This is a genomic window from Undibacterium sp. GrIS 1.2, assembly GCF_040544435.1.
Taxonomy (GTDB): Bacteria; Pseudomonadota; Gammaproteobacteria; order Burkholderiales; family Burkholderiaceae_D; genus Undibacterium.
In genome coordinates this window covers 1-13,715 of the sequence record NZ_JBEONP010000052.1, presented here as the reverse complement: position 1 = coordinate 13,715, position 13,715 = coordinate 1, and the positions used below count along the sequence as shown (strand labels likewise).

The window sequence follows — 13,715 nt, the reverse complement described above, 5'->3', positions numbered from 1 at the left end:
ATGTTATCCATCGCCATTGCACAATTGAATTACACCGTGGGTGACTTCGCTGGCAACACTGCCGCGATCATCCAGTCGATGACCAAAGCTAACGCGCTTAAAGCGGACATTGCGGTATTTTCTGAGTTATGTATCTGCGGCTATTATCCCGGCGATTTGCTGGAAGACAGCCGGTTTTTATCGCAATTGGATGTCGCTTTGTCGAGCATTCTTGCTGCCTCAAAACAATCACCGTCTATGGTCACTGTGATCGGGACGGCCAGGTGCAATGCAGGCATAGGCAAGCCATTACATAACGCCTTACTCGCGATCAAAGATGGTGTCATCGTTGCTGAGTATTACAAACAGCTGTTACCTACTTACGGCATTTTTGACGAGCGTCGTCACTTTGAGCCCGGCTCGGAAGGCGCCTGCTTGCTAAAAGTGGCAGGTCAAAAAATTGGCTTTATGGTGTGTGAAGACGGTTGGAATGATGAAGGCCGGGATTACCAGATCAATCCATTCACCGCATTGAGTGCAGCGCAGCCCGATTTGATTATCAGCATCAACGCCAGCCCATCTGACATAGGTAAGCGGCGGCAACGTCATGCCATGTTTAGCAAGGCATCCAACCATCACCAATTGCCGCTGTTATATGTCAACCAGATTGGCGGACAAGACCAATTGGTGTTCGACGGCGCCTCGTTCGCGGTCTCGCCTGCGCAGGGTATTGCGTATGAGGCAGCCCGTTTTGAAGAAGACTTCAATCTCATAGGATTTAACGCAGGACAGTTTTTATCCGTCGATGGCAGCGCATTGCCCAAACCTGATAGCGAGGGATTGTCCGCCACCGAATTCACCAGAAGGCAAATTGTGCTCGGCCTGCAAGATTACGCCCGTCGCTGCGGCTTTACTCAAGTCGTAGTCGGCTCTTCAGGCGGTATCGATTCTGCATTGACACTAGCACTCGCCGCAGAAGCCTTAGGTGCTGAGAATGTGATCGCGATCACGATGCCATCGGCATATTCCAGCGATGGCTCAATCGCTGATTCAGTCAAGTTGTGCAACAATTTAAACGTGACTTTATTCACGCATCCGATTTTGGATTTGGTCAAACAATATAGCCAGGGATTTAGCGCCGCATTTGCCGCACCGCTAATAGGTTTGCCATTAGAAAATCTACAAGCACGGATACGCGGCACTATCCTGATGGAATACTCCAACACCTACGGAGCCTTGCTACTTACCACCGGCAATAAGAGCGAAATCTCGGTCGGCTATTGCACCCTGTATGGTGACACCAACGGTGGATTAGGCTTGATTGGCGATCTGTATAAAACTGAGGTGTACGCCTTATCACGCCACATTAATCAACATGCCGGGCGCGAGATTATTCCCGAGGATGTACTAACTAAACCGCCTTCTGCCGAGCTGGCACCAGATCAACTCGATACAGATAGCCTGCCACCTTACGACGAGCTCGATGAGATGCTGAAATGGCATATCGAAGGCAAGCGATTACCCGACTATGAATTTGCAAAGGCCAGCGCTTTTGTCGAACAATTAGTGAGTACCGAGAAAGGTGAAAGTAGCTTGAAGCGGATACTAGGCATGGTCGCCCGCAATGAATACAAACGTCGCCAGGCACCACCCATCATCCGCGTCCGTTCTCGAGCCTTTGGCAGCGGACGCCAGATGCCAATCGCTGCTAAATATTTGAATTGACCAATAGGACTAGCATGACCAACAAAGCTCCAGCTAACAACTTTGATGTCGCCGTTCTGATTGGCCGCTTTCAGCCATTTCATCACGGGCACGCACAACTTTTACAGCGGGCATTAGACACCGCACCTCAGGTTGTGATTGCGCTCGGATCATCTTTCCACGCGCGCAGCACAAAAAATCCCTTTACCTGGCAAGAGCGCGCTAGCATGATCTGCGCTTGTTTGTCGGAGGCGGATAAAGAGCGTATTCGGTTTGTCGCGGTGCGTGATTATTACGATGATGTGCGCTGGGCGCATGCAGTTCAGAAAAAAGTGCATGCGCTGATGCCGGAGGCAAAGCAAGTCGCTTTGATCGGGCACTTTAAAGATGCTTCAAGCTATTACCTCAATCGCTTTCCGCGCTGGCAACTGATCGAGGCGGATCAAACTATTGCAGTGGACGGACCGCTGGATGCGACGCTGATACGCCGGGTACTATTTGAGAGTGAAGACATCAATGTATCGCTCGATGTCGTTGATCAGTTTTTACCGAAGGCGATACGACAATATATCAAAGCCTGGGTGATTTACCCGCACTTCGCTGATCTGGTCAAAGAACATCAGCAATTGAATAAATACAAAGCCGCCTGGAATGCGGCACCGTATGCCCCGATCTTCTCAACCGTGGACGCAATCGTCAAAGCGGCGGAGCATATTTTGCTGGTGCAACGTGGTGGTTTTCCGGGTAAAGGCTTATGGGCGCTGCCAGGTGGATTTCTGGAACAGGATGAGCGCCTGCTGCAAGGTGCGATCCGTGAACTGACAGAAGAAACCAATCTCGCCATCTTAGATTCTACGTTAGAAAACGCGCTGGTCGATGTCAAAGTCTTCGACCATCCCGGTCGCAGCCAACGTGGCAGAACCATTACGCATGCCCATTTCTTTGATCTGCAAATTGACCACCTGCCAGACATCAACGCAGCCGACGACGCAGCGGCTGCCGCGTGGGTGCCGATATCTGCACTGGCTGCGATGGAAGAAGTTTTCTTTGATGATCACTTTCATATTCTGGATCATTTTTTGACACTGAGTGAGCCTGACCATTGTTAGCCAGCGCGATCTAAGAGCGAGCTAAACATGCGCCAGAGTCTATAAACACCAATTAATCATAGCTACTTAGCGACCGTCTTCGACTATGAATATAAATATACTCATAGTAAGTATATATTTGTTGTCCATACAATCATTGGACAATAGGGTTGTTTTACAAAAAATAAGGGGGAGTATATAAAAATATACATAAATGTGGCGCGTCTCTGCCCTAAGATAAAAAACAGCAGCATCCGTTGTGCTTGTGTTTATAATCAGCCAAGGCTTTTTGTTAGAATTTAAGATTGCATCGATATGAAAAAAAGGAGTAGTTGCGCTAACAAGTATGGACAAGCAAGTCATTTACACCAAGACAGCAAAAGGCCTGGCAGAGGCGATTGGTAAAACCAAGCAGCTTTCTCGAGGCCTTCGTTCGGTTCTTAAAGAGATTAATGGCAGCGCTCCGGTCGAGCTTGTTCAAAGCAACTTGGGTAATCTGGCAGACAAAAAACTAGAAAAAGCGCTGGAGCAATTACTTAAAGACAGTTATATCCGTATCTTTGATACACCTCGTCAGGTAAAGAAACTCAACACGGTACAAACACCGACACCCGACGATATTGATTTTTCTACCATTGGTAGTTTTCAGGAGTCGCTGCTTCAACTCACGATGAGCGCTTTTTACAACGCCGTAGAGGCGCAAAACGCTGCCGACGCAACGGCACCAAAAGAAGACCCTGTTGTTAAATCTAGTCCGCCGGTAAGCACAATCACCGTCCCTAAAGCGATTACCGAGGCTGACCCCAAGATTCAAGCGTTGGCAGAATATGTACAGCGTCTGGAGCTAGAAGCCCGCGTCAAACAAGCGGCTAAAGAAAAGACCCGAAAAAAATTAGAAGAAGCCCAGCAAGCTAAATTAAAAGCCCAGCAAGAAACGCAGGAACAGGACGCACTACAGCAAAAACAGCAGCAGTTAAAACAACAAAGCGACGCGCAAGCGCAGGTTCGACACGAGGCTCAACTAGCGCAACAAATCCAGCTAACCGACCAGCAAAAGCAGGCGGCGACTGACGCGTTATCGTATATTCAAGCGGAAGAAGTTGCACAAGAGAAAAGTAGACATGATGCAGAAGAGCTGGCGCGCCAACAACTTCAAGAAAAAATCAGGGCCGAGGAACAGCTAGGCAAAGAGGCGGTTTCCAGAGCAGAAGAATTAGCTAGGGCGGAAGAACATAAGCATCACCAGAACGAACTCAATGCCAAGCAAGTCGCAGAAGAATTACAGCGCAAAGTTGCACAAGGTCGCGCCCGCATGGAGTTAGAAAAGAAAGCGCAAGAAGACGAAGCCAGAAGAAAAGCAAAAGAATTAGCCGAAAAAGAAGCAGAACAACGTGCTGCGCAAGAAGCCCAGCAAACAGCGATGGAAGCTGCTCGTTTAGCGAGAGAAAAAGAGGAGCGACTTCAACATCAGGCAAATTTGAAGCGCCAGGCAGATATTGCCGCGGAAGCTGCAACCCAAGCCACCCGTGCGTTAGCTGAGCAACAGCAGCGCGAATATGAGATTGCTCAAGCGGCAGAAATTGCGAAAGCAGAACAGCTAGCCAGAGTGCAAGAACAGCAAAGCCGTATCGCGGCAGAGGCCAAAGCAAAACAAGAGGCATTACAGCGCACAAAAGCGGAAGAAGAGCGACAGTTTAGAGTACAGCAAGCCCGTATCAAGGCAGAAACAAAGGCAAAGCAAGAAGCGCTAGAGCGCCAACAAGAACAACAAGCCAAAGAGCAACAAGCCAAAGAACAACAAGCCAAAGAACAACAAGCCAAAGAACAACAAGCTAAAGCGCAGCGAGAAGCATTAGAGTTAGCCAAAGCGGAAGAGCAACGTATTGCGCTGGAAAAGCAGCGCCAACTTGAGGCGCAAGCCAGAGAGAAGCAAGAGCAAGAGGCTGCTGAACAAGCAAGACTGGCTAAGCTAGCCGCAGAAGAACAAGCTCGAATCCAAGCGGAAGTGAAGGCGCAGCAAGATGCGTTAGCACTTGAGGAAGCCAAGCAAGTAAAGAAGGCTAAGGAAGCGGAGCAAGAGCGACTAAAAAAAGAAGAACAATCCCGTCTTGAAGAGGAAGCTAAAGCCAAGCAAAGAGCATTAGAGTTAGCCAAAGCGGAAGAGCAACGCATTGCGCTGGAAAAGCAGCGCCAACTTGAGGCGCAAGCCAAAGAGAAGCAAGAGCGGGAGGCTGCTGAACAAGCAAGGCTGGCTAAACTAGCCGCAGAAGAACAAGCTCGAATCCAAGCGGAAGTGAAGGCGCAGCAAGATGCGTTAGCACTCGAGGAAGCCAAGCAAGCTAAGAAGGCTAAGGAGGCAGAGCAAGAGCGACTAAAAAAAGAAGAACAATCCCGTCTCGCAGAACAAGCTAAACAAGCCCAACTCAACGCAGAGGCGGAAGCAAGTGCAGTTGCATTGCAGCGCGCTCAAGCGGAAGAAGAGGCGCTGATCCGTCAGTCCGAAGAAGAGCGTGCCATCAACGAAGCAACCGAGCGTCATCGCCTAGAAGGTATTGCAAGGGAGCAGCTCCGCCAGCAAGTGCATCAACGCACTGCTTCAATGTACGAAGAAGAAGAGCGCGCACGCAAAGAAAAAGATCAAGACGTTTTGAACGGTATCGAGGCGCTAAAGAAGCAACAAGAAATCGATCATGATCAGGATGAAAAAGATCGTATAGCCCGACAAGAAAAAGAACTGCTCTTAAAACAGCAAGCTGAGGAAGCCGCACAACACGAAGCAGAAGAACTGAAACAAATGCACGCACAGATAGAAGCGCGTGAGCTCGCAAGGCAATTAAAATTACAGGCACGTGCAGAATCCCAGGCAGCAACCGCAAGCCAATGGTCTGTCATGTTGTCGCGAGCAGCTAATTTGGTCGTGAATAAAATTTTTGGTAGCTTATTAGAAAAACTCAGTCTCATCGTGTTTGCCAGTGCCATCGTGGCGATTGCTGCTATTCATTTCACTTCGTTTGATCGGCAGGCAGCGATATTTGAAAAATCCATCACTAGCGTGATAGCGCAGCCGGCCAAAATCAACGGGCTATATTTTGCTTTGCTACCGCGCCCTCACTGGCGAGCAGAAGGCGTGACGATTGGCGACCGGCAACAAATCCAAATTGCAGAAATTTCTGTCGCTATCGATATCACGACCGTATTCGACGATAAAATTTCTATGGGACGGATTGATATTAATTCCGCTCAACTTGATGAGGAAGCTGCAGGCTGGATTTTGTTTAACTCACGGGCACAAAGCCATACACAATTTGGTCCGGTATATGTTGAGGACCTCAAACTAAATTCGCCTAATTTGCCATTAGCTCTGTTAGAAGGCTATGCTGACTTTGATGCCAACGGACATTGGAACTCGATCACCTTAGATTCCTCAGAACGACAATTCCATGCCGTCTTATCACCAAATGGTGCGAGGACTACATTTGAAATGAATGCCGATGATTTCACACTCCCTTTCGGCATCAACGCCAACCTGAAAAAATTCCATAGCGCGGGCAATATTGATCAAGACCGAGCCGAGATCAAAGAATTTGGCGGCAGTGTATACGACGGTGTGCTAAGCGGTAGTGGTACCTTGCGATGGGGCGATCGCTGGACTTTTTCTGGTAATTTCAGCGCGATAGAGATCAGTCTTCCCGGTATTGCACCGCGCTTATTTAGTAGCGGAAAAATGAAAACTAAAGGGCGCTACACGATGCAGTCCAAGACCAGTAATAAGCTGTTTTCTGCACCAAGGATAGACGGCAGTTTTAACGTCGGTAATGGTGAATTAACAGGTATAAATATCATGAGTGCGTTAAAGAGTACTCAGCTTCTGGGCCGTACCAGTTTTACTGAGTTAAGTGGTAATTTTACCTATAACGGTAGCCAGACCCAGTTACAAAATATCCGCCTGAACGCTGGCATAGTCTCTGCAAGTGGTTTTACATCGATTGATGCTAATGCCGGACTTTACGGCCGCTTCTCTGTTGACTTACGCTCGCCCACCAACACAGAGCGCGCCAATATATCGCTGTCGGGCAAAGTGAGTGAGCCTAAATTTACTGATTAATCCCGGTGACGTTTAGAAAAAGTAGCATCCAGCGCAAGTAACAGCTAGGCCAAAGACGAATAACAAGCAATTGTACTGATCGGCGTTCTAGTGGATAATTCAAGCCTATGAACGATACTACGACACCCCCAAATTTGCCCGATCGACTCTCAGTTGATCCCCGCAGCCCTTACCACATCGCCGCCGTATTCGAGCACGAAGTCGGTATCAAGCTCAACGACAAAGAACGACTCGATGTTGAAGAATATTGCATCAGCGAAGGCTGGATAAAAGTCGCGGCGGGTAAAGCCGTGGATCGCAAGGGCAAGCCGTTAATGATTAAAGTAAAGGGCAAAGTTGAGGCGTTTTATCGCTGATTCTGATGTTCTGGTTGGCGCTGATGGCATGGCAAAGCTGATTTAAAAATACGAAATTACTATTAAAAATGGGGCGACATCGAAGTGATCCGATGTCGCCCCAATTAGTTTTGACGCATGAATTGTGCAGACATCGCTAAATCGTTTTTGGCAATGGTAGAACTTAGGATTAATCGCAGATAGCGCTGGATTGTTGCTAAGCTTCCTGTCAGGAGTCACAAGCTAGGTGTTGTTTGCTGGCAATCGCAAATCATGCAAATCATGTAGGTCACGCAGGCGCTGGTGCAAGTCATCATCCCAGTCCAGCTTTTGCTGCTGCTTGGCGCGCAGGTAGTGTTCGGTAAATACATCCAGATAGGCTTCTAAGGTCTGCGCGGCTAAGGTCTCGCCAGCCAGAGTCAGGCACAACGCTGCGACCTCGCATGTACACAAATGATCTTCTTGCTGGGCGCGGCGCAGGCGGTAGCGCGATACTTGTTCAGGCATCAAACTTAGTACCGGAAGATGATTCAGGTAAGGGCTTTTTTTAAAAATCTTGCGAGCTTCTTGCCAGGTCGCGTCTAACAGAATAAACAGCGGACGCTTGCTCGCCGCGCTTACATCTTTGGTGTCAGGTTGCTCTGCCGGTAATTGCGTGATCACCCGTTCCGGTGCGATAAACTCGCCGGGGAACACCACATACGGCTGCCATTGCGGATCAGCCAGCACTGCCAGCAGCGCAGGATCTACTGTAGTGCGGGCCCAGCCAAACGCCATCGTGTCCGGCACCACATCGGCAATTAGCCAGCCTGTGTTGCTAGGTTTCAGCGTCTCGTGCTCGGCCATGATCAGGCAGACTCCGGCACGCGTAGCTACCACCGGACGCAGGGCGCACAGGCAATGGCTCAGGATCAGACGACATCCGGCGCAACGCTCGCCATGCGGACCGCCACGAGCAAGAAACGGGCGCGTACTACGCTCCAGTCGGGAGGAGCGCAGGCGGGATACAGCGTGAGGGAAGTGAGTTGAGTGGGGTTGGGTCATGGGAGAATCAAGAGCAATGCCAGAATCAAAAGCTAAATTGATCTGGCACAGCAAGAGGACTGGTCAAAGCCCAGCATTCTAAAGCAATCAAGTTGACGAGCACAACTCAGCAAATAACTTAACAAGCAACTGAGCCAGCGCTATTACTGATTACGAACCCCGAAAAACACCACCGAAAAATAGTCCTTTGAAGCGCTTCCGAAAAATCACAATCGTGCCAGTGAGAAGCAACACGATAAAATTAAAACTCAAAATCTTGGTACCGCCAAGATCAACATAAGGCACTGCGTTGGATTGCATAGTCGCCGCGTTCAAACCGCGATCATAGGTCGCGCCGATGACTTGCTCTTGGTTGTTGATAGCATTGGTAAGGTATAAGCCTTTACCGCTGGGGTGCAGCAGCATTTTATTGTCCCGCCAAACGAAGGAGATGCGATGGTCGCCAAAACGGTCGTTGATAATATCAACACCCCCGACGACGTGACCAGCATTGTTGATACCTGTAGCGAAGCTATCGCCACGACCGATGATCGCACCCAAGTCTGTCATGCGCTTGCCGTCGTAGACAAAGGCATGCAAGCTGCGATCCTTCATCTCTGATGTTCCGACGACAACGCCCTTGTCATTGATCGCAGTCGCAACACTAAAGCGACCACCAAGAGTGCCAAGATCGATCATGCCACGCTCGGCATCGTACAAAAAAGCATGGCGCGAGCCATCTTCGGTCATCGCTGTGCCAACTACCTGGCCCACGCTGTTGATCGCGCTGGCAGCACTGACCTTACCGCCTAAGGTACCCAGATCCTTGAGCGGCTCGCCGCGCTGGTACAAGAAAGCATGCCAGTCGCCATTAGGCGTATCAGCAAAGCCAACGACCGCACCAGCATTGTTTAACGCCATACCGTGGCTGCTAGGGCCACCCAGAGTGCCTAATTCTTGTATGCCGTCGGCACGACTGTAAAGAAAGGCAGTCCAAGTCCCGTCTTTTTTGTCGGATGACCCAACCACCTGGCCTTTGTCATTGATGCGCTTTGCCTCGCTCTCTGTCCCACCAGGCGATTCAAGCTTGATCAACTGTCCTTTATCAAAAAAAGCAGCATGCCGACCACCTTTCTCATCCTCAATCACCGCCGCGACCTGACCAGCAGCATTCATGTCATATGCAATAGACCCACCTTGCTTAGGCGGCACAATCCCAAGCGACTGAGTAATTGCACTCGCCTCACCACCCGCCAGAGCCAGCAGAAAAAAAGAATAACGCAGAATATGACGCATACAAGAATCCTTTCAGGTGGAGTTTTACAAACAGAAAAGTCGTGGGTAAATGTACATCAATAATGCTTGCTGTAGATGCCAGATTGTTATGGCTTGTGGTGAAAATGAGAATCGTCAGAGACGGTGAAATTGTGGCGTTGATCGTATGTCTTTGAATTGCCGGATAGCTGAATCCAGCAAGAGGTGTTCAGTACGAACTGACTAATCTGACTTATAGTCCGTACCCTTGCCTTTGACCGTCCGCTTGACCTTCGAATGTATTGTCCGACTGAAAATTTTAACCATGATGATTTCCTCCACTATCGTCATTCACTATAAGATTATTTGTGTCTGGGCGATATTACAAAAACTAACAAACATTACCCCGCTAACGCATATTACATGCAGGTTTTCTTAAACATATCTTTGTAAACCGCATGGGATAAATTGCTCAAGCGGAGGAGCCTTTTTAAGATCATGCAGTGTCGATATTTATATAATATGAAGATATCCTGATAGCAATTTGCATTATTCCTCTGTTAACCAAAACCCCTATTTTATCTGCCAAACTAATGACGCCAAATCGCTGGAATAGAGAACAACTCACATTGGCTTACTACTTGTACTGCCAACTGCCTTTCGGTCGCCTGCATAGCCGTAACCCAGAGATCATAGAACTGGCGCAGCTCATTGGCCGCACGCCGTCTGCGGTGGCGATGAAGCTGGTTAACTTCGCCAGCCTAGATCCCGCCATCACCAGCACTGGCCGCAAAGGCTTAAGCGCCGCATCCAATCTCGACCGCGAAGTGTGGGCAGAATTTCAGCAGGATTGGGAGGCGCAGATCAGCGCGAGCGAAAACCTCAAACAGCGGCTTATGATGGATGCCAATCCTAGCCCAAGCTCCACGGCAAACCCAATAGCGGAACAGGGCGACCAGCCTACAGATTTCACTGGCGAGACTAGGCAGGTCATGACAGCGCAAAGGATCAAGCAAGGCTTTTTTAGACGCGCCGTGCTGAGCAGTTATAAGGGGCGCTGCTGCATGTCCGGCATGTCCGAGCCGCGCCTGTTGATCGCCAGCCACATCGTGCCGTGGAACCAAGACAAGGCAAACCGCCTCAACCCCGGCAACGGCCTATGCCTATCGGCACTGCATGACCGCGCCTTTGACCAGCACCTGATTAGTCTGACAGACGACCTCACAATTTTAGTCGGTGACGCTATCAAACGAAGGCGGGACGAGCCCATGATGCAGAGCGTATTCTTGGCGCTGGAAGGGAAACACATTGCCCTACCGGAGAAGTTCATGCCAGAGAAAATCCTCATCACCCAGCACCGTTTGGCATTTGAATTGGCGCAGTGATGGTATAAAAAAACGGAAATATTGTGCAGCGACTCCACCAGAAAAATATCTTTAACGCGATACCTATCTTTGCTCAAAGTGGATGCGCAATGTCCAATGTGGCTCTTGAGGTGAATCATAGAAGGTCGCATGGGGATTGCGAAAGTAATTTTGAACTACGTTTCGAAAAATTTACAAAATCCAGACCAACCCGTCCAATATGATGACTTGCGAGTGCTTAGTAGCGAGCCGTATAGATGTCTCTTAATTGCGCAATCGGAATGAAAGTCTTTTGGAGCTGTTTAATAGGTGCCTGATCATCAGACTCTAGAAATGAAACGGTAAGCACACTCACTATCAAATACCCATCAAACAAAACTGTTATTTCTAACCATATGATTTTTAAGAACTTTTGTTCAAATATCTGACTGAATAACTGGCTTTGTCAAACACCCGTCAAACAAATTAAGTCCATTTTGGTACATAGCGACGCAATTTCGGCGGTGCTGTTTTATCCTGCAAATGGATATCTTTTGCAAGTAAAGCTTCTTTAAGTAAACGAGACGCCGTTGCGCTGTTTTTGGGGTCTATCCCAAATCGCTCACGAAGCGATGTATTTGTCATAAATTTACTTTGTACATACCAGCTCCCGTATGGCCAGTTCTGGATAAACTGAGACAGATTTTCTCAAGGCTTGTCCAATGACTTCATTAATTGGCAACAGATTATTAATAAACCCTATCAGCCCTTCAAAACCTGCTGCGTAGCCGCGTGCGCCTTCTTGTTCACGTAATGTGGTGACTCGACCAGTTCCCTGATAAACAATCACCCGGACGGCTTTTCGTTGCAAGTTACCAAAATCAGATAATTTCTTTGCAAATAAAATAGCCCCCAGATTAAATATGCGCCAATAGCCGCCACCCATGGCTTCAATTAGGCGGTCTGAAGCGAGTGCGTCGAGAATCCCGTCGCGGCCATTGGGTAGGGGCTTATTTAACAGATCAAAATAAGCTGCAAAATCCAGTAATTTCAGAACTTCATCTGAGCTTACTTTTTCCGAAGCGGCCAGCATTTCAAACGGCGTATCATCAAGGACTCGCCATAGCTGGCGTTCTTTTTCGGGGAAGTCTTTCAGTCGTTTTTTATAAGAGCCAATACGAATGTAAGCACTGCCAGAGAATTGGACCGGATGCCGGAATGCGCGGTCAATTTCCAGTATGACGATTGCGAGCTCATCAAGCGTTACGCTGTAAAAATGGAAGGAAATTTTAGGAGATAGCTGGCGCAGTAACCAGTTCTCCAGCTCTTCATTACCTATTTTTTTCTTATGAGGAGAAAAATCAGTTCCGACAAAAGTGTAGCTGCCGTCGTCAACTCCCCAGATCAGATAGGCGTGTGATTTGCCATCTAAAGCTGCCGAGTTGGACAGTGCAGAGATGTATTCACCGATTTCCTGTGGTTCTGCATTGTTATGCTTAAACTCAAGCCAGCCAGTTTCAGCAGGTAATGCAATAAGCTCATGTGCCAGACTTCTAAGATATTCTTGATCTCGTGACATTATCCTGATACGTTTGATAAATGGCACAACAAAGAAGCCCAACAAACTGCAGGGCTTCTTTCGATTCAAACTATGCTTAAACGCCAATATTCATCGCAAGTGGCGTGTTCGGTTAAAGACATACCCCGTACAGTTTCGTATTATCGCCCATTAGAGCAATAAAAATCTGACCAGCGGCAATTGCGTCTTCAATTTGAGCTGCAATCAACTCACATCCCCAAAGATCTTAAGAGTTCATCACTAGCATCATCGGCGGCGTTAGCTGTCGGTTGAGTTGAGCTTGTTTGGCCGGACTTATCCGCTTGCTCCATGTCCAGCAAGGCATCTGGATCGGTGATTTCGCTGGAGTCGAAGTCATGCAATTTAATGAATTCTGTGCGGTCAATCGCGAGTTCCAGATAGAAAATATTATTATTTTCTGTGAAGAAGGAGACGCGGCGGATTTCCGGGCGGTCTAGTGGAGTATCGACGCTGAGCATGACTTGTTTGTTCAGCACCAGCATTTTGGGTTGGTTTTGAGTGATGTTGGTTTGTAGTTCTCTGCGGACTTTACCGGTGAAATCGCCGACGATCTGGTTCATCAGTTCGCCCAGGATATTCGAGACCTCATCGGAGCTGAATGAGGAGGCTAGTTCGGACTTGGGCATACCCATGCTTAGCATGTATTTCTCATAAATTTCTAGGGCGGCGTTGCCAGCAAAATTCAGCACAACCAAGCCAGAAAATCCGCCGTCAAATAAGACAAAGCAACCGATATCAGGCTTCAGACCGATCTTGGTTACCCGCTGCACCATGGCAGAGTAATGAATCTTGCTTTGCGTCGCTACGTTCAATACTCGTGTGACCGAATTACATAAACTGGTCAAAAGATCTTCGGTTCCATAAACGACCGTTTTTTCTTCTTTAATCATGTGCGACTCCTAAGGGTATTTTTTGAATGTACTTTTGTTTTATTCGCCCAGTACGCGGTGGGCTATTGCCTGTGCATCGCTTTGCCCAGATCCAGGCCCTACATTTTGCAGCGTCGATGGTGCGGCGAGCGCCACGCAAGCTTTTGCGCTCAGACACGGTGATCCATGGAATTAGTTAAGAATATTCAATGGGACACGCGGCGTCCAGTTGTTTCACGCTTTCTGTGCAATTTGCTGCAGCTTTATGCCTGTGATGGACGACGGTATGTTGCTGAATTGATCTTTTTGCCTGGTCAAAAGTAAGCGTCCGACGCAACCATCTAGCAATGATGAAATGAACGCGCCACACTCCTTCGTTTCAAAGTTAAGGAGAAGGCATGAGCCACGACCCAAT

General features: G+C 48.5%; 11 protein-coding genes. 5 read left to right on the top strand and 6 right to left on the bottom strand.

Features of this window, described 5'->3' with window-relative positions:
- From AAKU61_RS18270 to AAKU61_RS18255, 4 genes are all read left to right on the top strand, one after another.
- On the top strand, window positions 1-1,704 hold the full coding sequence (locus tag AAKU61_RS18270) for an NAD+ synthase (protein WP_354334584.1): 1,704 nt from the start codon (window positions 1-3) through the stop codon (window positions 1,702-1,704).
- Window positions 1,705-1,718: 14 nt separating this feature from the next.
- Entirely contained in the window at window positions 1,719-2,792 is a 1,074-nt protein-coding gene (locus AAKU61_RS18265; RefSeq protein ID WP_354334582.1) for a bifunctional nicotinamide-nucleotide adenylyltransferase/Nudix hydroxylase, read from the top strand.
- A 325-nt stretch (window positions 2,793-3,117) separates the two neighbouring features.
- Entirely contained in the window at window positions 3,118-6,876 is a 3,759-nt protein-coding gene (locus AAKU61_RS18260) for a hypothetical protein (RefSeq protein ID WP_354334580.1), read from the top strand.
- Between the two features lie 107 nt (window positions 6,877-6,983).
- Window positions 6,984-7,232 carry a DUF3297 family protein gene (locus AAKU61_RS18255; RefSeq protein ID WP_322120587.1) on the top strand — a complete coding sequence of 83 codons (249 nt, stop codon included), beginning with the start codon at window positions 6,984-6,986 and terminating at the stop codon, window positions 7,230-7,232.
- 222 nt (window positions 7,233-7,454) lie between these two features.
- Here AAKU61_RS18255 and AAKU61_RS18250 read toward each other — a convergent pair whose 3' ends face one another.
- A complete protein-coding gene (locus AAKU61_RS18250) occupies window positions 7,455-8,255 on the bottom strand; it encodes a tRNA-uridine aminocarboxypropyltransferase (protein ID WP_354334579.1) in 801 nt (266 codons plus the stop codon).
- Window positions 8,256-8,405: 150 nt separating this feature from the next.
- On the bottom strand, window positions 8,406-9,530 hold the full coding sequence (locus tag AAKU61_RS18245; protein WP_354334577.1) for an HAF repeat-containing protein: 1,125 nt from the start codon (window positions 9,528-9,530) through the stop codon (window positions 8,406-8,408).
- A 551-nt stretch (window positions 9,531-10,081) separates the two neighbouring features.
- Between AAKU61_RS18245 and AAKU61_RS18240 the strand changes: the two genes are divergently transcribed.
- Window positions 10,082-10,873 (top strand): HNH endonuclease, encoded by a 792-nt coding sequence (locus AAKU61_RS18240; RefSeq protein ID WP_354334575.1) that lies wholly within the window; start codon window positions 10,082-10,084, stop codon window positions 10,871-10,873.
- Between the two features lie 444 nt (window positions 10,874-11,317).
- Here the strand turns inward: AAKU61_RS18240 and AAKU61_RS18235 are convergent, their stop codons facing one another.
- The 4 genes from AAKU61_RS18235 to AAKU61_RS18220 all read right to left on the bottom strand — a co-directional run.
- Complete coding sequence (locus AAKU61_RS18235; protein WP_354334573.1) at window positions 11,318-11,476, bottom strand: hypothetical protein; 159 nt, start codon at window positions 11,474-11,476, stop codon at window positions 11,318-11,320.
- A 4-nt stretch (window positions 11,477-11,480) separates the two neighbouring features.
- Entirely contained in the window at window positions 11,481-12,455 is a 975-nt protein-coding gene (locus AAKU61_RS18230) for an AlbA family DNA-binding domain-containing protein (protein WP_354334571.1), read from the bottom strand.
- A 164-nt stretch (window positions 12,456-12,619) separates the two neighbouring features.
- Window positions 12,620-13,321 (bottom strand): DUF3334 family protein, encoded by a 702-nt coding sequence (locus tag AAKU61_RS18225; RefSeq protein WP_354334569.1) that lies wholly within the window; start codon window positions 13,319-13,321, stop codon window positions 12,620-12,622.
- Window positions 13,322-13,534: 213 nt separating this feature from the next.
- The coding region (locus tag AAKU61_RS18220) for a hypothetical protein (RefSeq protein WP_354334567.1) at window positions 13,535-13,715 on the bottom strand (181 nt) is incomplete at its 5' end.

What these genes read in the sequence shown, in the direction of transcription:
- AAKU61_RS18270 (WP_354334584.1), top strand. Translation starts at nt 1, where the DNA reads ATGTTATCCATCGCCATTGCACAATTGAATTACACCGTGGGTGACTTC.
- AAKU61_RS18265 (WP_354334582.1), top strand. Translation starts at nt 1,719, where the DNA reads ATGACCAACAAAGCTCCAGCTAACAACTTTGATGTCGCCGTTCTGATT.
- AAKU61_RS18260 (WP_354334580.1), top strand. Translation starts at nt 3,118, where the DNA reads ATGGACAAGCAAGTCATTTACACCAAGACAGCAAAAGGCCTGGCAGAG.
- AAKU61_RS18255 (WP_322120587.1), top strand. Translation starts at nt 6,984, where the DNA reads ATGAACGATACTACGACACCCCCAAATTTGCCCGATCGACTCTCAGTT.
- AAKU61_RS18250 (WP_354334579.1), bottom strand. Translation starts at nt 8,255, where the DNA reads ATGACCCAACCCCACTCAACTCACTTCCCTCACGCTGTATCCCGCCTG.
- AAKU61_RS18245 (WP_354334577.1), bottom strand. Translation starts at nt 9,530, where the DNA reads ATGCGTCATATTCTGCGTTATTCTTTTTTTCTGCTGGCTCTGGCGGGT.
- AAKU61_RS18240 (WP_354334575.1), top strand. Translation starts at nt 10,082, where the DNA reads ATGACGCCAAATCGCTGGAATAGAGAACAACTCACATTGGCTTACTAC.
- AAKU61_RS18235 (WP_354334573.1), bottom strand. Translation starts at nt 11,476, where the DNA reads ATGACAAATACATCGCTTCGTGAGCGATTTGGGATAGACCCCAAAAAC.
- AAKU61_RS18225 (WP_354334569.1), bottom strand. Translation starts at nt 13,321, where the DNA reads ATGATTAAAGAAGAAAAAACGGTCGTTTATGGAACCGAAGATCTTTTG.